This is a genomic window from Janthinobacterium sp. MP5059B, assembly GCF_001758645.1.
Lineage (GTDB): Bacteria > Pseudomonadota > Gammaproteobacteria > Burkholderiales > Burkholderiaceae_D > Janthinobacterium > Janthinobacterium lividum.
This window is the reverse complement of the sequence record NZ_LRHX01000016.1, coordinates 568,981-587,614: the sequence shown is the minus strand read 5'-3', so window position 1 is coordinate 587,614 and position 18,634 is coordinate 568,981. Positions and strand designations below refer to the sequence as shown.

Here is an 18,634-nt window from a genome sequence, read left to right as displayed (position 1 = left end):
GGCGCGGTGGATCGTGTCGGCAGCCAGAGCCAACTGGCGTTTTCGGCGTTGCGGGCAAGGGCTCGCAGACGCTGGCAAGCCGCGCCAGGCTCTCGCTCCCAACGCGGTCGATGCAGGAATTTTTGCCGAGACGGCTGGCAACAGCCGGTGGACAGGAATTGCTGCGCTTCCCGCGGATCGTGGCCGATGAGGTGTAAGTAACGTAACAGTGTCGAATTTGCGTTGTCGGCAGGTTCGAAGATGGTGGTTCCCGCAGGTAGACAGGGAACTGGCAGCAAACTTTATCCTAATCCACCGTAAAGCAAGTCGTTGTGTAATCGAAAGCGCCTGTGCCAATCAAGAAACCCGAATCCAAAGCGGCTGTAAAGCCCACTAAAGTTACCACGAAAGCCGAAAAGGCGCTCGACCGGCCAGAAGCGCGCGTCACCAGCGCGCCCGTGGTCAGCCAGACCACCGATGCCGCCACCCTGGCGGCGATCGATACGTCCGGTTATGTCTTGCCGTCGGTAAAAGTGCCAGGCCGCCGCGGCCGCAAGCCAAAAGAATTCCAGCCAGAAAATGATGAAGTCGCCGCCCTGAACGCCGTCGAGCGGGCCGAACTGAAGGCCGTCGACAAGGCCAAGGCGAAGGATCGCAAGGCGAAAGAACGCGCGCTGCTGAAGGACGCTTTCTCGTCCGACACGGAAGCGAGCGAGGAAGAACTCGAGCGTCGGCGCCAGAAACTCAAGACCCTGATCAAGTTCGGCAAGGAGCGCGGTTTCCTGACCTATGCGGAAATCAACGATCACTTGCCCGAAAACATCGTCGATCCGGAAGCCATCGAAGGCATCATCGGTACCTTCAATGACATGGGCATCGCCGTCTACGAGCACGCGCCCGATGCGGAAACGTTGTTGTTGTCCGATAACGTTGCCGTCGTCACCAGCGATGACGAGGCGGAAGCGGCAGCCGAGGCCGCATTGTCGACCGTCGACTCCGACTTTGGCCGCACCACCGATCCCGTGCGCATGTACATGCGCGAGATGGGCTCGGTCGAGCTGCTGACGCGCGAAGGCGAGATCGAAATTGCCAAGCGGATCGAAGATGGCTTGAAAGACATGATTCAGGCCATTTCCGCCTGTCCCGTGACGATCGCCGAGATCATCGCCGCTGCCGACCGCATCGCCAACGAAGAGATCAAGATCGACGAAATTGTCGACGGCCTCGTCGATGAAAACGAACCGGTCGCCGCCGCGCCTGTCGTGGCTGCTCCCGTCGAAGAAGACGAGGAAGAAGGCGAAGCGGAAGAAGAGGAAGTCGAAGAAGAGGAAGAGGCCAGTGCTTCCGGCGCAGCCGGCTTCTCCGCCGAGCAGCTGGAAACCCTGAAACGCACGGCGCTGGAAAAATTCGCCATCATTTCGCAGCAATTCGACAAGATGCGCCGCGCCTTCGAGAAAGAAGGCTACAACTCGAAACCCTACGCCAAGGCGCAGGAAGCCATTTCGCAAGAGTTGCTGGGCATCCGCTTCACGGCCAAGGTCGTGGAAAAGCTGTGCGACACCCTGCGCGGCCAGGTCGACGAAGTGCGCCATATCGAGAAGCAGATCCTCGACGTGGCTGTGAACCGCTGCGGCATGCCGCGCGCCCACTTCATCAAGGTCTTCCCGGGCAATGAAACTAACCTCGACTGGGTCGATGGCGAAGTCAACGCAGGACACGCGTACAGCGCCATCCTGGGCCGCAACATTCCGACCGTCAAGGAACTGCAGCAGCGCCTGATCGACCTGCAGGCGCGCGTCGTCTTGCCGCTGCCGGACTTGCGCAACATCAACCGCCAGATGGCGGCCGGTGAAATGAAGGCGCGCAAGGCCAAGCGCGAAATGACGGAGGCCAACTTGCGCCTGGTCATTTCGATCGCCAAGAAATACACGAACCGCGGCTTGCAATTCCTCGACCTGATCCAGGAAGGCAATATCGGCCTGATGAAGGCCGTCGACAAGTTCGAGTACCGCCGCGGCTACAAGTTCTCCACGTATGCGACATGGTGGATTCGCCAGGCCATCACGCGCTCGATCGCCGACCAGGCGCGCACGATCCGGATTCCCGTGCACATGATCGAGACGATCAACAAGATGAACCGGATTTCCCGCCAGATCCTGCAGGAAACGGGCGCGGAACCCGATCCCGCCACCCTGGCGATCAAGATGGAGATGCCCGAGGACAAGATCCGCAAGATCATGAAAATCGCCAAGGAACCGATCTCGATGGAAACGCCGATCGGCGACGACGACGATTCCCACCTGGGCGACTTCATCGAGGACAACAACACCCTGGCGCCGGCCGACGCGGCCCTGCACGCCTCCATGCGGGGCGTGGTCAAGGACGTGCTCGATTCCCTGACGCCACGCGAAGCGAAAGTGCTGCGCATGCGTTTCGGCATTGAGATGTCCACCGACCACACCCTGGAAGAAGTGGGCAAGCAATTTGACGTGACGCGCGAGCGGATCCGCCAGATCGAAGCCAAGGCGCTGCGCAAGCTGCGCCACCCATCGCGCTCCGACAAGCTGAAAAGCTTCTTGGAAGGCAACTAGAAGCCAATAGGGCTTGACGCGCGCCCCTGATACCCCTATCCTCGCGTGTCCGTTTCCAAAACGGCCGCGCGAGGCGGGCTTCAACAGCGCCGCCACGCCACAGTCCCCCGGGCCTCTAGCTCATGCTTGGTTAGAGCAGCGGACTCATAATCCGTTGGTGCCGTGTTCGACTCACGGGAGGCCCACCAGAATTTGCAGTAGTGATCGAAGCCCCGGCGGGCCACCGCCGGGGCTTTTTTTATGCTGTCGTACAATCGCGGCATCGTGATTTGATGAAGGATGAAACAAGATGACGGCTGAAGTGAAGATTGACGACATCGTCGTTGGTGACGGCAAGGCGGCGACGCGTGGCGCGCTGGTGACTGCCCATTACCGGGGCTGGCTGGAAGATGGCACGGAGTTTGACTCGTCGCACAAGCGGGGCGAACCGTTCCGCTGTGTGTTGAGCAATAACAAGGTGATCCAGGGCTGGATTCTGGGTTTGCATGGCATGCAGGTCGGTGGCACGCGCAAGCTGTGGGTGCCGGCGGCGCTGGCGTATGGCGAACGGCAGGTGGGCTTGATTCCGCCAAACTCCAATTTGCTCTTCGAGATTGAATTGCTGGAAGTGCTGACGCGCGATTGATGTCTGGATGGCGTAATCAGACAGATACGACGTCGGCTTTTTGCGCGAGCAGTTGTCCGGCATCGGCGCGCAGCGCCTGCTGCGAGGGGGCGGTGGCATCCCGAAAGGCCAGGTAGCCGACCAGCCTGAGCTTGCCCGCCTGGCGCTTGGCCAGCATGGCAAAGAACAGGATCAATGCCTCGATGGCGAGCAAGACGGTGCAGGAAGGCATGGGCTGGCACCAGGATGGACGAGTCCTGATGGTACGCGAACAGCGATGTATTTTCATGCCGCTATCAGCGTATTTCAGGTGGTGCGCTTGTGGTAGATCAAGCCTGTTTCAGTTTGACTTGCATCATGTCCAGCATTGGTACGATGTCATGCAGGCTGGCCACTTCACAGGTGGGGATGGCAGTCGAGGTATTGGCCATGTTGTCCGGGTTGAACCAGCAACTGTCGATGCCGTAGCGGTTGGCGCCGAGGATGTCGGCGTCCAGCCGGTCGCCGATGATGACGGTCGTATCCTTGCTGAATGCGCGCGCCATGTCGGCGGCGTATTCGAAGAAGCGCACGTCCGGCTTGGCGTGGCCGCACGCTTCAGAGGTGGCAACGAAGGAGATGCAGTCGCTCAGGCCGGAGGCGGCGATGCGGCGGTTCTGGATGGATTCGACGCCATTGGTGATGATGCCCACTTCGCCGATGCGCGACAGGGTTTCGCACACTTGTTTGGCGCCGTCGATGAGCACGACCGTGTCCGGCAGGGAGTCCAGATACAGCCGGCTGGCCAGTTCAGGGTCGATGGCGATGCCGTTCAATGCAAACGTCTTGCGGAAGCGCTCCACCTTCAGGAAGTCCTTGCTCACGTCACCCGTTTCGAAACGTTTCCACAGGTCGACGTTGATCGCCTGGTATTGGGAAAACAGCGCGTCGATGCCGTCGCGCAAGCCCAGTTCGTCCATGGTGTGCAGGAACGAGCGTTTTTCGGATGCCCGGAAGTCGAGCAGGGTATCGTCGAGGTCAAACAGGAATAGCTTGTATTTCATGGCGTGTCATGGAAAGGAACTTGTCTTGCATCGTAGCACGTAGCGATGAGTTCGGTTGCGCTGAGGAGTGTTAGCGAGTCGTCTGTTTGCACTGAAACCTGACCATTTTCGTTCGCTGTTCAAGGGCCGCGATGCACGGTTTGACTTTTGGCAAATCCATGCGCAGGTAGCGCTCGGTGCCGGCACGCGTCCCTTCGCTGGGCGGAGTGGGGATAGGCAAGGCCTCGGCGTTCGCCGGCGGCTGATTCGCCGGATGGGGCAGCATGCGCACACCGTCGAGCCTGGCGGCGGGCAGGTTCCAGCTCGAGGGAATCGCTTGTGAACAAGAAACGACGGCAACGGGCCGCATCGTCGTGGCCGCCATGGCTAATGCCAGCGGCTTCATCCGACCACTGAATAGAGTTCTGGGCGATTCGATGCCCGCCGCCGAACGGCCGAAGTAGATCACGCGGGCGCCGGGTTTGTGATTGCGCCATTGGCCGAAAATTTCAATGCCGCCAGGTACCTGGCGCATGAAGAGCGCCGCATGGTTGCCCTGCCGCAGGTTCTGATAGGCTTACATATCCACCCACCAGTTGAGCAAGGTTTCATCATCGTCGTCGTCGAGGTTGACGTAGATATTGGCGAAGTACCATTCCACGCCCGTCGCTTCGCGGAAGGCGTCGAAGGGGCCGTTGACGTTGTAGATGCCGTGATGTCCCGGTACGCTGAAGGTGAGGTTGCCCTTGTACTGGCCATCCATCGTGCCGCCCAGCTGGCTTTGCACGTCGCGTTCGAGCTGGTCCACTGCCTTTTGCGACACGTCGTCGGCATAGATCTGGATGCAGAAGTTACCGCCGCGCTTCAGTACTTCGGCAGGGGCCAGCGGGTTGGCAATGTTGACGATGTCGCCGCGCGCCAGGTTCAGGGTCAGGCCGGGCGAGGCCAGCAGTTCGTAGACGTGCTCGTCGATCTGGCGCGCAGGCAGGGTTTCATACACGGGACCTTTGGTGTTTTCGCCTGCCAGTACGCGGATGTGCGGCAAGCCTTCGCAATTGATGTCTTCCATTTATTCTTTCATAGTGCCGGCGCCACGCACATTGGGCTGCGCCAGGGTGGGTTTATGGCAATATTGTACCGGGTACGTGCCGGCTGGCCGGGTACGCAACGCTGCAAACGAGGAGATGCAATGGAGAATGTGGTGCAAACAGGCGGCTGTTTATGTGGCGCCGTGCGCTTTGAAGTGACAGGCGAGGGCGGCAATCCGCACAGCTGTTCCTGCCGCAATTGCCAGCAGCATACGGGCGCGCCAACGGTGGCGTGGGTGGAGTTTGCGCACGATCAGGTGCGCTGGACGGGTTCGGCCGGTGTGCCTGCCACCTACCGTTCTTCCGAATATTCCAGCCGGGCCTTTTGTGCCGCTTGCGGCAGTTCTATCGGTGCCATCGACGATGCGCCCACGGTGGCCTTGCTGGTGGGCAGTTTTGATGATCCGGACCAGGCGGCCTTTGCACCCGAATATCACTCGTTTGACGATGTCAGGCCGGGCTGGTGGCACTTCGATCCGGCCGCCGCTGTAGCCGGGCCGGGCGCCGCAGGCAAATAGCCCTGCGGCGCGTCAGACTGGCGGCGTGGCCTGGAAGGCGGGCAGGGTTTCCGCCGAGCGCGTGTAGGCGTGGATGGCCGGGTAATCGCTGGGTTTGACGATATCGGACGTTTCCAGCTGGGCGAAGCTCCAGCCGACGGCGATGGTCACGCCCGCCTGGTCGATACTGCCAGTCTCGCCAGGCAGGGGCAGGTGCGCGCATTCCTGTTCCAGCGCGTTCCAGGCGGCATGCAGCTGCATGCTGACCCGTTCTAGCCACGGCGCGTGTTGCTTGTCGAGCGGACGCAGCTTGCGTTCGTAGACGATTTGCACGGCTTTTTCATAGGCGGCCAGCGCCAGGCCCGTCAGGCGCAGCGCGCGCACGCTGTCGGCGAGGGCGGGGACGGCGGTGCCCGGACGCAGCAGCGATAGATAGTGGAGTATCAAGGTGGAATCCATCAGCACTTGCCCTTCGTCCAGTACCAGGGTCGGCACCTTGATGACGGGGTTGATCTCGCGCACGGCATCCATGTTGCGGAACACGGATAGCGGCAAGTGCTCGTAGGAAATTCCCTGCAGTTGCAAACAGATGGCGACCCTGCGCACATAGGGCGAGTCGAGCATGCCGATCAGTTTCATTGCCAGTCTCCGGGGTAGTCAGGAATATCTACGATACCCGCTTGCCTGCCCGTTTGCCAGTGTCGTGCTTAATTGTGTGCGCTGATGCCGCTGCGGAACTGTTCGAAACCGGCGCGCGCTGCCTTGTAGCAATTGCCGGCGGCCGCTTCCAGGCCTTCGCGGTCGAGCACTTCGACCGTGCCGCGGCGGTACTGGATCAAGCCTTCGTCCTGCAGTTTGCGGGCCGTGACGGTGACGCTTTCGCGGCGCACGCCCAGCATGTTGGCCATGGTGTCTTGCGTCACTTTTAATTCGTTCGACAGCGAACGGTCGAGGCGGTCCAGCAGCCAGCGGCACAGTTTCTGTTCGATGCTGCAATGACGGCCGCCCACCACGTTCTGTGCCATTTGCGCGAACATGGCGCTGGTGTAGCGCATCAGCAATTGTGCCAGCGCGCCGCCTTCATTGAACACTTCGCGCAGGAAGGCTGTTTTCAAGCGATAGCCGTAGCCGGCCGTCTGCACGATGGCCGTGCAGGTGGCGCGCTCGGCTTCGTACAGCACCACGCCGGCCACGCCTTCGCGGCCGATGACGGCGATCTCGGTGGTGGCGCCGTCTTCCATCACATACAACAGGGAAACGATGGCGTTGGTGGGGAAGTACGTGTATTCAATCTTGCCGCCGCAATCGAACAGGTGCTTGCCGGCAGGCAAAGCGACCAATTCCAGTTGGCAGAACAGGCGCTCCAGATCGGTGCGCGACAAGGCGCGCAGCAATTCGTTCTGTTGTGCGCCCGTGATGCTGATCATCGGGGTGGCGGGAGCGGCTTGCCAGTTGTGCTGGGCGGCGGCGTGGTTATTCGTTGCTGGGGTCAGGTTGCTATAAGCTTTGTACATGGTAGGGCCTCGTCTTCTGATTTTGTTGGATGGCGCTGCTTTTCTGGCTTGCTAGCGTTGTGCTGAATCTTGTATCCACTATAGGACCAGGGGCCGCGGACGGGCATCGGATGAGCCGACGCGCTTATGTAGGCTAGGAACATTGCCTCGTGTCATCCGACTCCTACGCCTGCCGCTGCATTTTTCCCTGTAGAAACAACGTTGTCTGGAAAAAATACGCCGCCTTGCCCGCTACCCGTGAACTTTGGCCGCATACCTTGATCAAACCCCTCTGCACTGCAGTACGACGGTGATAAGATGTTGCGCTGCGGAAATTCGACTGGTGTTTCGGGATGCCCTGCTGTCCTTGCCCACCATCACTGTTTACTTCCGCTGCAGCCTGCCCTCACTGCCCGCGCCGTGCATTTGCCGGAGCGCGGCCATCTTGTCCCGTTTACCCGTCTAATGAAGGAACGCAACGCATGAAATGGTTTTTTGATCTGAAAATTGCCACCAAGCTGATCTTGTCGTTTGGCGCCGTGCTGCTGTTGACGGCCGCGCTGGGCGTGTCGGCGATCTTTTCCATGGCGCGCATCAATACCGCGTCGACGGACCTGTCCGCCAACTGGATGCCCAGCGTGCTGGCGGCCATGTCCATGCGCAGCGATGTCAGCGATTTCCGCCGCTGGGAACTGGCGCACATGCTGGCCGCGCAGGATGCCGACATGGCGCAGAACGAAACGCGCATGACGGAAACCCAGGCCAAGCTGAAGGTGGACGGCGACAAGTATCGCAGCCTGATTTCCGAACCGGGCGAGCAGGAAGTATTCGAGCGCTTCCTGTCGCTCAACGATGAATTCATGCGCCTGCATGCAACCATGCTGAGCCTGTCGCGCGAGATGAAGAAGGAAGAGGCGCGTGCGCTGGCCGTGGGGCCGTCCGCCAAGGTCATGGCGGACATGATGGCGACCCTCGATAAGCTGGTGTCGATTAACACGGATGGCGGCGTGCGCTCGAGCGCCAGCGCCGATGCAACCTATGCGGCCTCGCGTGCCAGCCTGATCGGCTTGCTGGTGGGCAGCGTCGTCATCGGCATGCTGCTGGCGCTGTGGGTGGCGCGCAGCGTGGCGCGTCCGCTGATCGAGGCCGTCGGCGTGGCGCGCCAGGTGGCGGCTGGTGATTTGACGGCGCATATCGTTGTGCAATCGCAAGACGAAACGGGGCAATTGATGCAGGCCCTGAAAGACATGAATGCCAGCTTGCAAAAGCTGGTGGGCCAGGTGCGCAGCGGCACCGATACGATTGCCACGGCGTCGAGCCAGATTGCCGCCGGCAACCAGGATTTGTCGTCGCGCACGGAAGAGCAGGCCAGTTCGCTGGAAGAAACGGCTTCGTCGATGGAGGAGCTGACCTCGACCGTGAAGCAGAATGCGGACAATGCGCGCCAGGCCAACACCATGGCGCTGACCTCGTCGAGCATCGCCATCGAGGGCGGCAAGGTCGTCGGCGAAGTGGTGGGCACGATGGCGTCGATCAATGCCTCGTCGCGCAAGATCGTCGACATCATCGCCGTCATCGATGGCATTGCTTTCCAGACCAATATCCTGGCCCTGAATGCAGCCGTCGAGGCGGCGCGCGCAGGCGAGCAGGGGCGCGGCTTTGCCGTCGTGGCCACGGAAGTGCGCAACCTGGCGCAACGCTCGGCCGCGGCGGCCAAGGATATCAAGGTCCTGATCGGCGATTCGGTCGAGAAAGTCGAGGCGGGGTCAAAACTGGTGGACCAGGCGGGCCGCACGATGGATGACATCGTGGCCAGCATCACCCGCGTGACGGATATCATGAGCGAGATCACGGCCGCCAGCAGCGAGCAGAGCGCCGGTATCGAGCAGGTTAACCAGGCGATTGCCCAGATGGACCAGGTGACGCAGCAAAATGCGGCCCTGGTGGAAGAGGCGGCGGCAGCGGCCGAATCGATGCAGGAGCAGGCCGCCAGCCTGAGTGAAGTGGTCAGCATCTTCAAGCTCGACGTGGCCAGTGCCGCCGCAACCCGGCCGCGCGCGGCAGTCCTCGTCAAGGCGCCGGCCGCCGTGACGCCGGCAGCGGCGCCGCGTCAATTGGCCGACCCGGCGCGTCGCACGGCGCCAGTGGATGAGTGGGAAAGCTTTTGATTAAGCGCGCTTGCGCGGTTTTTTGACGTCCTTAGTGGCGGGCGCGGTAGCGGCTTGCTGGCGCTGTTGCCACGCCCTCAGGGCCTCTTCGTAGGCAGCCAGGTCTTCCTGGTACATTTCCAGTACGCAAAAGGTGCAACCGCTGTGGCAACACTCGTCATTGCCCGGTTTGCTGGGCGCTTGCGGTTGCGGATCGAGGGGTAAAGGCGGGGTGGGCATGGTGAGGGCGGAGACGGTGGGGCTGGCATTGGAGCTGGCATCATACTGCATCCCGGCGTGCCGTTGCTGGAACGCTTTTTGCTCAAAAATCACGGTTTCCGTGTACAGTTGCGGTGAATTAGGGTATCGTTTACAGCACTGATATTGTATCTTCTGCGCGCGATGTTCCGCCGGCGCGATCTCCGCCGCCATCGCAGCACATCTCTTCGACGCTCCCGCATACGCCATACAGCATGTCCCGGAGCACGGAGGTGCCGCAAGAACAATGATCCATGGCTTGCAAGACGGAGCTGCCTGTGCCCCGAAATGTTGTTTATTGAGAAAGCATGGCTTCCGCAGTGCGGAGGCACACCAGAAAATTTATGTCTGAAACCGAATCGACTCCTACGCCCAGCCCGGCGATTGCCCCTGAAGCGGCGCCCGTCGCCGCTGCGCCTGCACCAGCACCTGCCGTATCCGCTGCTCCCAGCCTGACCTTTGCCGACTTTGGCCTCGCGCCTGAAATCCAGCGCGCACTGACCGACCAGGGCTATACCCATCCGACACCGATCCAGGAACAAGCGATCCCCGTGGTGCTGCAAGGCCGCGATGTGATGGGTGCCGCACAAACGGGCACCGGCAAGACGGCCGGTTTTTCCTTGCCGATCATCCAGTTGCTGATGGCGCATGCCAGCAGCAGCATGTCGCCGGCACGCCACCCGGTGCGCGCGCTGATCCTGACGCCGACCCGTGAGCTGGCGGTGCAGGTGGCCGAAAACGTCAAGGCTTACGCCAAGCACACGCCGCTGCGCTCGACCGTCGTCTTCGGCGGCATGGACATGAAGCCGCAAACCGTCATCCTGCGTGGCGGCGTGGAAATCGTCATCGCCACGCCGGGCCGCTTGCTCGACCATATCGAGCAAAAGAACATCAGCCTGAGCCAGGTGCAGATGCTGGTCATGGATGAGGCTGACCGCATGCTGGACATGGGCTTCCTGCCGGACTTGCAGCGCATCATCAACTTGCTGCCGAAGCAACGCCAGAACCTGATGTTCTCGGCCACGTTCTCGCCAGAAATCAAGAAGCTGGCTGCCACGTTCCTCAACGATCCGCTGACGATCGAAGTGGCGCGCAGCAACCAGACGGCCGACAAGGTCACGCAAGTGGTCTATAAAGTGACGGAAGACCAGAAGCATGCCCTGGTCGCCCATCTTCTGCGCCAACGCGACCTGAAGCAGGTCATCGTATTCTCGAATACCAAGATCGGCGCCTCGCGCCTGGCCCGCGTGCTGGAACAGGAAGGCATGAGCGCCACGGCGATTCACGGCGACAAGAGCCAGCAGGAGCGCATGGCGGCGCTGGAAGCGTTCAAGAAGGGCGAGATCGACGTGCTGGTCGCCACCGACGTGGCGGCGCGCGGCCTGGATATTTCCGATTTGCCTTGCGTCATCAACTTCGACTTGCCGTACAACGCGGAAGATTATGTGCACCGCATCGGCCGCACGGGCCGCGCCGGCGCCTCGGGCGACGCCATTTCGATCTACTCGGATAAAGACGAGCGCTTGCTGGCCGACATCGAGAAACTCATCAAGCAAAGCATCAATCGTGGTGAATTGACGGGCTTCAACCCCGCGCCCGCCCGCAGCAGCGACAGCGAGCGCCGTCCGCCGCGCCGCAGCGAAGGTGGCGAGGCGCGTCCCGCGCGTGCCCCGGAGAGCCGCCATGCTGGCGACAGCAGCCGCGACAGCCGTTCCGCCGAGCGTGGTGCGCGTCCCGCCTTTGGTCCCGGTGCCCGCCGCGAAAAGGCCGACCCGTGGTTCCTGAAGCCATATGAGCCGGCCAAGGCCGCAGCCCCGGCTGCCGCCAGCATGGCGCCTGTCGCGGCCAAGCCGAAGCAGAAGGTAGCCGCGTTGCTGGGTGGCTTGTTGAAGCAATAGTGGATGACTGATTGTGCCTGTACGTCGGGCATTGACAATATCCTGGATGAAAATGCTGGATATTGTTGAACGGAAATAAACCGATACGGAGTAACGATGAACGGCCTGATCGCCTTGTGCGATCAGGCCTTTTTTTTATTCAGCAGCACATGCAGCGTACCGGCGCTGCGAGCACGAGCGAGTGAAGTGGTGATCTGGAGTTGTTGCTGTAAAAAAATGCCGCTCAGTTATTACTGAGCGGCATCTCGAAATGCTGGTCGGGCAGTTTGATGCCGGATTCAGGTCTTGCTAAACATTTTGCGTCCAAAGATGACGGCCAGGGACAGAATCAAACCTGCAAACAGGCTGAACAAAATGGTTACCGACAGGCGCAAGGAAAGATTTTCTGGCAAGCTAGGACCTGCAATGAAGCGGCTTTTTTCCAGGTACTGGCTGATTGCCGTTTGATTGTCGATAGTGATCTGATTAAAGACCTCCTTGACCGTGTCGTCTTCCATGTTCTTGTTTTTGAAGACTTCAATCTTTACCGGTTCCAGGCCGCGCAAGATATCTTCGCCGGATTTCGTATTGTCGACCAAGATTTTTGCCTTGTCGTAATACTCGCGCAACAGCACGTTCTGTTGCTGCTCGCGGCGTGCCTTATGGATTTTTTCGGTCGCTTCCGATGCCAGCACTTCGGTGGTCATCAATTGCGTGACTGGCGGCAGATAGCGCGCTGTTTCATCATTGACCGAAACGATCTGTCGCGAAGCCTGGCCAGCGATTTCAGGATAGCGCGATACGATTTTCTTTAAATCATCACCGCTGCGACGGAAATAAGCAAGGCGCTCATTATTTACAATAATTTCATTTTCCAGCGCCGTGATCTTGGCTGTCATTTCGACATGCTTGAAGCGCAGGATATCCGTGTAAATGATATACACGATGGTATCCATCGTATAACGGCCCAGTAGTCCAACGATGTTTTGTGCTACTTTCGGATCTTTATCGTCATAGCTGATACGTAAGCCAATGACGTTGTTGTTGCCATCCTTGGGATCTTCCAGTAATTCCTTGGCATCAAGTTTGGTAAATGGAAATACCGGATCGATCCACTTTGAAATGCCTTCGCGCGAAGCAAAGGAACGGCGCAATGACTCGGTGCTGGCACCTTGTTCCAGTTTGTGCTGAGCCAGGAAGTCCGTAAAGCGCTCATTCGATTTGAACGCCGCCGCATAGCGCTTGTAGTCGGCCAGTTTGATGCCAGGGCTTGCTTCCTTTTCTTTCTCTTTTTCCTTGTCAGTGGTTTTCTTGACCATGGGAATAGCCCCACCAAACTGGAAGAAGCCTTCACTCTTGTACTCGGAAAATAACATCCGGCCTGCCAGGCCTGCGGCCACGGCAAGCAAGGTAATCGCCAGTAAAGTACGGCGTCCTTGCCATACGGTCGTCAGCAAATCGGTAACGGGAAGAATGTTTTCATCAATCTCATCCCCTTCAATCATTTTTACTTCTTTATGCATAATTTCTCATTTTAATAAATGCTTGCGGCAGGCGTTTCAAGTATGTGGTTTATATCTGGGGCGAGGCGCATGGTGCTGATTGCACCTGAGCTTGCCTTTGTTATGTCGATGCCTGGCAGGCAGAGAGTGGCGTTGTCATGCTGGCTAAACAACGCGCAATTCTCTACATTATAGCGTTTCAATTCTGCCGTGCCGTGCCTAATTGTGACAGTTTGTATAGATGCACTGGCTGGCGCGATCCGGCGTTTGCACCAGCCTGTGTTGCCAGTGTTACAACATGACGGATGCGCCAGGAGTTTCCTGTGGCGTACGAGATTGTTGCGTACGCTGTTCCAGCCAGATAAAGTCTTCAATGCCACATTGCGGGGTGTATTCCTTGATGATGGTGCGTAATGAGGCACGTACCCCTTCGTAGTCGAACTGGCTGCAGGCGCGGTCCATGTCGTCGAGCATGCCGTGCAATTCGTTCCATGCAATTTCTGACTCCTGGGCACGCATGATCAGGGGGTGGCTGGTTCCTTCGACATTGTCGCCGATCAGCAATTCCTCATAAAGTTTTTCACCTGGGCGCAAACCTACATGTTCAATGGCAATGCCATCCGGCGCCGCCTTGCTGCGCACTTCCAGGCCGCTGAGATGGATCATCCGTTCCGCAAGGTCGATGATCTTGACCGGTTCGCCCATGTCCAGCACGAAGACATCGCCGCCTTCTCCCATGGCGCCCGCCTGCAATACCAGCTGGGCCGCTTCAGGGATGGTCATGAAGTAGCGCGTGATCTCAGGATGCGTCAAGGTAATGGGGCCACCCGCTTCGATCTGTTTGCGGAATAGGGGCACGACGGAGCCGGACGATCCCAGGACGTTGCCGAAGCGAACCATGCAGAAGCGGGTGTGCTTCTGGTTGCGGGCGAAAGCCTGCAAAATCAGCTCGGCCAGGCGCTTGGTCGAACCCATGACATTGGTCGGGCGCACCGCCTTGTCCGTGGAAATGAGCACGAAGCATTTGACGCCGCTGGCAATGGCTGCCTTGGCGATGCTCAAGGTCCCGAACACATTGTTGCGTACGCCTTCGATCGGGTTATGTTCGACCAGCGGCACGTGCTTGTAGGCGGCCGCGTGGTACACCGTATCGACGACGTAGGTCGTCATGATTCGTTTGCATTTCTCCGTATCGAGCACGCTACCGAGAAAAGGCAGCAAATCAAAATGCAATCCATGGGCCGCCTTTATACTCAGCAATTCCTGTTTGATGGAATATAGGGCAAATTCCGACATCTCCAGCAGGATCAGGCGCGTCGGGCGCAGGGTAACGATCTGACGGCACAGCTCGGAACCGATGGACCCCCCCGCACCGCTCACCATGACGCATTTGCCGGTAATGCAGGCGGCGATCAAGGCGGCGTCGGGCGTGACCTGGTCGCGTCCCAGCAAGTCTTCAATCTCGATGTTACGGATATCCTGGAGGCGCAGTTCACCGCTGACCAGGCTTTCCACTGGGGGCGTGACTTTGATATGCACCTTTAAAGGCTCGAGCTTGTCGAGGATGCGCTTTTGCCGGCTTTTCGAAATGGATGGCATGGCCAGCAGGATTTCGCTGATGCTGGTACGGGCGACCACATCGGACAGGTCGGAAGTGCCGTACACCTTCATGCCAGAAATGGTAATGCCATTCAGTTCGCTATTGTCGTCAATGAAGGCCACAGGCAGGTAGTCATGGCCGGCACGCAAGGCGCTGGCCAGTTGCGTGCCAGCCCTGCCGGCCCCATAGATGGCTACCCGCACCATGCCTTGGCGTTTGCTTGGATGCAACAGGAAACCGCGCGCCAGGAAGCGGCTGGCCACCACGTAGGCGATGGCGCTGATCCAGTAAATGCCGAACACGCCGCGCGACATGCCGTTCATGTGGGTCATGAAGGCCGCCAGCGCGACCAGCAGGGCTACCGAAATCGTAACGCCGAGAATGACCGAGAAAATGATTTTCTGATCGATGAAGCGTATCACCGCGCGGTACAGCCCCAGCCGTATAAAGATGGGCAGGGAAATGAGCGGCACGGCGACGATCAGGTAAAGATAACTCATGAACAGAGCCGTATTGACCGAATCGTAGCGCAGCAGGATGGCGATGCAGAACGTAATCGGCAGAAGAATTAAATCTGCCGTTGCCGCGATCATCTGCTTATGGAACCGAGATAAATCAAGAATGGATTTCATTGTTTGGCTATTAATTATTGTGATTCGACTCGATAAGCCTGATTTCTTCTGCGCAATACCGGCGCATGGCATATGTCAGAAGTATTATCGATGTAAACATCAAGGTAAGAAAGGGGGGATGTGATTCCCTTGATGTTAAAAAACTGTCGATGAGTATTCTTCACCGAATAAATTCAAAAAAGTATGCTGATTGTCAAACCAGGCAAGGAAAAATTCTTGTAGGATTTGTAATCACACCGGTGTGCATTTTAATGGAATGGCTGAGGATCTGGCGCGCCTGCCTGCTAGCCTGGCAGCTGGCTGCGCACCTTGGCCAGCAGCTTGGAGGTCGAGCGGTCATGCTGAAAGTCGATCGCCAGCGCCTGTCCGCCATAAGCGAGCACGGCCTGCCCTTCGGGAATGGCATCCATCTGGTAATCGCCGCCCTTGACGTAAATATCCGGGTGGGCCTCGCAGACGACTTGTAGCGCGGTATCGTCATCGAATGCCACGACCAGGCTGACCGATTCGAGCGCAGCCAGCACCGCCAGGCGGTCCGCGCAGGCATTCAGCGGGCGGTCGTCGCCCTTGTTCAGGCGCTTGACGGAGGCGTCGGTATTCGCCGCCACGACCAGCGAAGCGCCCAGGGACCGTGCCTGCGCCAGGTAGGTCACATGCCCGCGGTGCAGGATGTCGAACACGCCGTTGGTCATGACGACTGGCTTGGGAAGGGCTGCAACGCGTTGTTTCAGCTGTTCCAGGGAGGCGATTTTGTTTTCGAATTCAGGCATGGTAGACAGAGAGCTAGGTTAAATACACCTGCCGCGCAGAGGCGCAGCAGGTCGGGTCAGTGTGTGACGCCGTCGCGTTTGATCACTTTCAGGAACGTCAAAAAGATGATTTTGATATCCAGGGCCAGGGATTGCTGTTTCAGGTATGCCACATCGAGTTGCACTTTTTGCGGGATGGGCAAGTCGTCGCGGCCATTGATCTGGGCCCAGCCCGTCAAGCCCGGCAGCAACTGGTCGACGCCGTGCTCCGTGCGCAAGGCGATCAGGTCATCCTGATTGAACAGGGCAGGCCGCGGTCCGACAAAACTCATGTCGTTGACCAGAATGCTCCACAGTTGCGGCAGTTCATCGAGGCTCGACTTGCGCAGGAAGGAACCGACGGGCGTGAGAAATTGTGCAGGATTCTGCAGCAGGTGGGTGGCGACTGCCGGTGTGCCGATACGCATCGTGCGAAATTTCGGCATCTTGAAAATACGGTTGCGTTGGCCCACGCGATCCGACCAGTACAAGACGGGGCCAGGGGAGGTCAAGCGTACTGTCAGGGCGACGATGAGCAACGGTAATGCGAGGATGACGGTAGCAATCAGGGCCAGCAGGAGGTCGAATAGTCGTTTCATGATGTGTGTGTGTATTCTTTACCAGTTTTAATCAAGGCTTCGGCCGTTGTAAAGGGAGCTTGCCATGCCAGCTGCTGTTGTGCCTTGGTGATATCGACAGTCAATCCTGCATCGAGCTTGTCAAGCATCTGGCGCTTGCCAACCAAGGTGCAGGCCAGCGCAAGCAGCGACCTGGGCATGGAGAGCAGGCGCGCGGTCTTGCCCATGCCGATGGCCAGATGGCGGAAAATCTCGGGCAGGGTCACCGTTTGCGCATCCGCTGCCAGAAAAACGTCGTGCAGCGCTTGCGGACAAGTTGCGCAGGTGCGCAGGAAATCGGCCAGATTCCACACGCTGATCAGGCTGCGTTTCGACCGCAGGCGCCCGAACGGCAGCGGCCAGCCTTTTGCGGCCAGCTTGAGCAGGGTGCCGAAGTTGCCGGGAGCTTCCGGTCCAAAGACGAGTACTGGCCGTACGATGGCATATTCCATGCCGCATTGTTGCGCCATGTCCTGCACCAGCTGTTCGGCATCGAGCTTGCTGATGGCATACAGGTCATGCGGCGCCGGCGTGTCCTGTTCCGAAAAAGGCGTGATATTGCTGTTGCCGTTGACGCCGATCGAACTGACAAAGACAAAGCGCTTGACGCGCGCATCGGCGGCGCGTTCCAGCAAGCTCCTGGTCAGCCCGACATTCACGCGGCGAAACTCGCCAAGCGGATCGGCGGCGGTATCGCGCATCACGTGGGCGCGGCCAGCCAGGTGGATCACCGCATCGCACTGCGGCAGCACCGTATCGAGCGCGTCGAGGCGGGCGAAATCGGCGATGCACACTTCCTGCGCCACGCCAGGGATGGCGCGGCCGCCGGCCCGCACCAGGGCGATCACGCGGTGGCCATGCTCGGCCAGGTGGCTGCAGAGCCGGCGTCCCACAAAACCCGTGGCGCCGGTCACCAGGATGGTCTGGCTGGTGCTCATGGCGCCACCGAAAAAACATCGCGGAGCCAGCCGTCGATCGAGTATTTGTCATACAGCGCGGCAGGCAGGTCGACATAGGGCGTGGTCAGGAAGGCAGGATCGATCTGCGGCGTTTCCCTGTCGATCACGGCGATGTTTTCCGGCCGATAAAAATCGTACTTCCTGACATTTTGATTCGTTGTGATCAATTTCTTCCGGGCGCCCACCATTTCGATGGTTCGCATCGTCAGGCCGATCTGATTCGGATGCTGGAAGTCAAGAATGACATTCGACTTGGCGATGGCTTCCATCACCTGCGCCTTGTTCATTGGCGTAAAGGAAAATTCGGAGATTTTCGATTTGAAGAACGCTGGCACGAACAGCTTCTTCAAGCGGTAGATCACGACGCTGGGAATGAACAGGAAAAAGAAATTCGGCTTGTCATTGGGAGGCAACGCGGCGCTGATCTTCTTCACCAGCGCATAGCGGTCGCTGTGCGCCGTGCCGATAAAGGTGACGTTATAGCCGATGTCCGTGCGCGGCAGATCGCGGTATTCGTTCAGGAAGAACAGCGGCCGCAGGCGGATGCCGGGAATCGTCTGGGCATCCTGGTCATCGAAGGTAAACGCGCTGTCGAACTGCCCCACGGATTGCCTGAAGTTGCCATTGTTTTTTACCGAGTCATACGAGTAGTAAATGAACTTGGCCTTCGCATTTTTTTCGCGCAAGGCTTGCAGGATGTCGGCCGGCATGCATTCCATCTTGATGATGAACACAAAGTCGTAATTGCCGTGGTTGCCATCGAGCAGAACGGAAAAATAGCGGTGAATCGCCTGCTGTTGCGTACGTGGCATGACACGGATGGCGAACTTCGACCAGGCGCTGGTGGACGGACGATCGTCGTGATAGTCGACGTGCGCGCCCAGCTCTTCGAGCCGCTTCTTTATTTCGCGTTCATACCCAAAGAAAGCCGGGGCGATAAACAGGATTTTTTTCCCGTTGAAAAAATTTTCCACTGTACT

Annotated in this window: 18 protein-coding genes and 1 tRNA gene; 6 read left to right on the top strand and 13 right to left on the bottom strand. The window is 58.9% G+C overall.

Annotation, left to right across the window (positions count from 1 at the left end):
* Window positions 1-329 precede the first annotated feature (329 nt).
* The 3 genes from rpoD to JAB1_RS19680 all read left to right on the top strand — a co-directional run bounded on the left by rpoD (window position 330) and on the right by JAB1_RS19680 (window position 3,195).
* On the top strand, window positions 330-2,570 hold the full coding sequence (gene rpoD / locus JAB1_RS19690; protein WP_034779848.1) for an RNA polymerase sigma factor RpoD: 2,241 nt from the start codon (window positions 330-332) through the stop codon (window positions 2,568-2,570).
* Window positions 2,571-2,679: 109 nt separating this feature from the next.
* Window positions 2,680-2,758, top strand: a tRNA-Ile gene (locus tag JAB1_RS19685).
* Between the two features lie 101 nt (window positions 2,759-2,859).
* Window positions 2,860-3,195 carry an FKBP-type peptidyl-prolyl cis-trans isomerase gene (locus tag JAB1_RS19680; protein WP_070281475.1) on the top strand — a complete coding sequence of 112 codons (336 nt, stop codon included), beginning with the start codon at window positions 2,860-2,862 and terminating at the stop codon, window positions 3,193-3,195.
* Window positions 3,196-3,211: 16 nt separating this feature from the next.
* Here JAB1_RS19680 and JAB1_RS19675 read toward each other — a convergent pair whose 3' ends face one another.
* The 4 genes from JAB1_RS19675 to JAB1_RS19660 all read right to left on the bottom strand — a co-directional run bounded on the left by JAB1_RS19675 (window position 3,212) and on the right by JAB1_RS19660 (window position 5,265).
* Window positions 3,212-3,406, bottom strand: coding sequence for a hypothetical protein (locus JAB1_RS19675; protein ID WP_070281474.1), 195 nt, complete (start codon window positions 3,404-3,406; stop codon window positions 3,212-3,214).
* Window positions 3,407-3,503: 97 nt separating this feature from the next.
* On the bottom strand, window positions 3,504-4,217 hold the full coding sequence (locus JAB1_RS19670) for a YjjG family noncanonical pyrimidine nucleotidase (protein WP_070281473.1): 714 nt from the start codon (window positions 4,215-4,217) through the stop codon (window positions 3,504-3,506).
* 70 nt (window positions 4,218-4,287) lie between these two features.
* The gene (locus tag JAB1_RS19665) at window positions 4,288-4,731 is read right to left on the bottom strand and encodes a hypothetical protein (protein ID WP_070281472.1); all 444 of its coding nucleotides are present in this window, start codon (window positions 4,729-4,731) and stop codon (window positions 4,288-4,290) included.
* 42 nt (window positions 4,732-4,773) lie between these two features.
* Window positions 4,774-5,265 (bottom strand): DUF4265 domain-containing protein, encoded by a 492-nt coding sequence (locus JAB1_RS19660; RefSeq protein WP_070281471.1) that lies wholly within the window; start codon window positions 5,263-5,265, stop codon window positions 4,774-4,776.
* Window positions 5,266-5,385: 120 nt separating this feature from the next.
* On the opposite strand from JAB1_RS19660, the gene JAB1_RS19655 reads away from it, so the two are divergent.
* Window positions 5,386-5,802: a GFA family protein gene (locus JAB1_RS19655; RefSeq protein WP_070281470.1), complete on the top strand. Its 417-nt coding sequence runs from the start codon at window positions 5,386-5,388 to the stop codon at window positions 5,800-5,802.
* A 12-nt stretch (window positions 5,803-5,814) separates the two neighbouring features.
* Here the strand turns inward: JAB1_RS19655 and JAB1_RS19650 are convergent, their stop codons facing one another.
* Complete coding sequence (locus JAB1_RS19650; RefSeq protein WP_070281469.1) at window positions 5,815-6,420, bottom strand: glutathione S-transferase; 606 nt, start codon at window positions 6,418-6,420, stop codon at window positions 5,815-5,817.
* A gap of 68 nt (window positions 6,421-6,488) precedes the next feature.
* Window positions 6,489-7,208, bottom strand: a complete 720-nt coding sequence (locus tag JAB1_RS19645) for a Crp/Fnr family transcriptional regulator (protein ID WP_034779829.1) — start codon at window positions 7,206-7,208, stop codon at window positions 6,489-6,491.
* 548 nt (window positions 7,209-7,756) lie between these two features.
* On the opposite strand from JAB1_RS19645, the gene JAB1_RS19640 reads away from it, so the two are divergent.
* Complete coding sequence (locus tag JAB1_RS19640) at window positions 7,757-9,442, top strand: methyl-accepting chemotaxis protein (RefSeq protein ID WP_070281468.1); 1,686 nt, start codon at window positions 7,757-7,759, stop codon at window positions 9,440-9,442.
* Here the strand turns inward: JAB1_RS19640 and JAB1_RS30365 are convergent, their stop codons facing one another.
* Window positions 9,443-9,853, bottom strand: coding sequence for an oxidoreductase-like domain-containing protein (locus JAB1_RS30365; RefSeq protein WP_254672170.1), 411 nt, complete (start codon window positions 9,851-9,853; stop codon window positions 9,443-9,445).
* Window positions 9,854-10,023: 170 nt separating this feature from the next.
* Here JAB1_RS30365 and JAB1_RS19630 point away from each other — a divergent pair, with 170 nt between their 5' ends.
* On the top strand, window positions 10,024-11,577 hold the full coding sequence (locus tag JAB1_RS19630; protein ID WP_070281467.1) for a DEAD/DEAH box helicase: 1,554 nt from the start codon (window positions 10,024-10,026) through the stop codon (window positions 11,575-11,577).
* A gap of 278 nt (window positions 11,578-11,855) precedes the next feature.
* Here JAB1_RS19630 and JAB1_RS19625 read toward each other — a convergent pair whose 3' ends face one another.
* From JAB1_RS19625 to JAB1_RS19600, 6 genes are all read right to left on the bottom strand, one after another.
* The gene (locus tag JAB1_RS19625; RefSeq protein WP_070281466.1) at window positions 11,856-13,079 is read right to left on the bottom strand and encodes a lipopolysaccharide biosynthesis protein; all 1,224 of its coding nucleotides are present in this window, start codon (window positions 13,077-13,079) and stop codon (window positions 11,856-11,858) included.
* Between the two features lie 270 nt (window positions 13,080-13,349).
* Window positions 13,350-15,290: a nucleoside-diphosphate sugar epimerase/dehydratase gene (locus JAB1_RS19620; protein WP_070281465.1), complete on the bottom strand. Its 1,941-nt coding sequence runs from the start codon at window positions 15,288-15,290 to the stop codon at window positions 13,350-13,352.
* A gap of 284 nt (window positions 15,291-15,574) precedes the next feature.
* The gene (gene rfaE2 / locus JAB1_RS19615; RefSeq protein ID WP_070281464.1) at window positions 15,575-16,060 is read right to left on the bottom strand and encodes a D-glycero-beta-D-manno-heptose 1-phosphate adenylyltransferase; all 486 of its coding nucleotides are present in this window, start codon (window positions 16,058-16,060) and stop codon (window positions 15,575-15,577) included.
* A gap of 56 nt (window positions 16,061-16,116) precedes the next feature.
* Window positions 16,117-16,677, bottom strand: a complete 561-nt coding sequence (locus JAB1_RS19610) for a sugar transferase (RefSeq protein ID WP_070281463.1) — start codon at window positions 16,675-16,677, stop codon at window positions 16,117-16,119.
* Entirely contained in the window at window positions 16,674-17,633 is a 960-nt protein-coding gene (locus tag JAB1_RS19605) for an NAD-dependent epimerase/dehydratase family protein (protein ID WP_070281462.1), read from the bottom strand. Before JAB1_RS19605 ends, JAB1_RS19610 begins: the two co-directional genes overlap by 4 nt.
* Window positions 17,630-18,628 (bottom strand): hypothetical protein, encoded by a 999-nt coding sequence (locus JAB1_RS19600; protein WP_070281461.1) that lies wholly within the window; start codon window positions 18,626-18,628, stop codon window positions 17,630-17,632. Before JAB1_RS19600 ends, JAB1_RS19605 begins: the two co-directional genes overlap by 4 nt.
* Window positions 18,629-18,634: the final 6 nt, after the last annotated feature.

What these genes read in the sequence shown, in the direction of transcription:
- JAB1_RS19680 (WP_070281475.1), top strand. Translation starts at nt 2,860, where the DNA reads ATGACGGCTGAAGTGAAGATTGACGACATCGTCGTTGGTGACGGCAAG.
- JAB1_RS19675 (WP_070281474.1), bottom strand. Translation starts at nt 3,406, where the DNA reads ATGCCTTCCTGCACCGTCTTGCTCGCCATCGAGGCATTGATCCTGTTC.
- JAB1_RS19670 (WP_070281473.1), bottom strand. Translation starts at nt 4,217, where the DNA reads ATGAAATACAAGCTATTCCTGTTTGACCTCGACGATACCCTGCTCGAC.
- JAB1_RS19665 (WP_070281472.1), bottom strand. Translation starts at nt 4,731, where the DNA reads ATGCGCCAGGTACCTGGCGGCATTGAAATTTTCGGCCAATGGCGCAAT.
- JAB1_RS19660 (WP_070281471.1), bottom strand. Translation starts at nt 5,265, where the DNA reads ATGGAAGACATCAATTGCGAAGGCTTGCCGCACATCCGCGTACTGGCA.
- JAB1_RS19655 (WP_070281470.1), top strand. Translation starts at nt 5,386, where the DNA reads ATGGAGAATGTGGTGCAAACAGGCGGCTGTTTATGTGGCGCCGTGCGC.
- JAB1_RS19650 (WP_070281469.1), bottom strand. Translation starts at nt 6,420, where the DNA reads ATGAAACTGATCGGCATGCTCGACTCGCCCTATGTGCGCAGGGTCGCC.
- JAB1_RS19645 (WP_034779829.1), bottom strand. Translation starts at nt 7,208, where the DNA reads ATGATCAGCATCACGGGCGCACAACAGAACGAATTGCTGCGCGCCTTG.
- JAB1_RS19640 (WP_070281468.1), top strand. Translation starts at nt 7,757, where the DNA reads ATGAAATGGTTTTTTGATCTGAAAATTGCCACCAAGCTGATCTTGTCG.
- JAB1_RS30365 (WP_254672170.1), bottom strand. Translation starts at nt 9,853, where the DNA reads ATGGCGGCGGAGATCGCGCCGGCGGAACATCGCGCGCAGAAGATACAA.
- JAB1_RS19630 (WP_070281467.1), top strand. Translation starts at nt 10,024, where the DNA reads ATGTCTGAAACCGAATCGACTCCTACGCCCAGCCCGGCGATTGCCCCT.
- JAB1_RS19625 (WP_070281466.1), bottom strand. Translation starts at nt 13,079, where the DNA reads ATGCATAAAGAAGTAAAAATGATTGAAGGGGATGAGATTGATGAAAAC.
- JAB1_RS19620 (WP_070281465.1), bottom strand. Translation starts at nt 15,290, where the DNA reads ATGAAATCCATTCTTGATTTATCTCGGTTCCATAAGCAGATGATCGCG.
- rfaE2 (WP_070281464.1), bottom strand. Translation starts at nt 16,060, where the DNA reads ATGCCTGAATTCGAAAACAAAATCGCCTCCCTGGAACAGCTGAAACAA.
- JAB1_RS19610 (WP_070281463.1), bottom strand. Translation starts at nt 16,677, where the DNA reads ATGAAACGACTATTCGACCTCCTGCTGGCCCTGATTGCTACCGTCATC.
- JAB1_RS19605 (WP_070281462.1), bottom strand. Translation starts at nt 17,633, where the DNA reads ATGAGCACCAGCCAGACCATCCTGGTGACCGGCGCCACGGGTTTTGTG.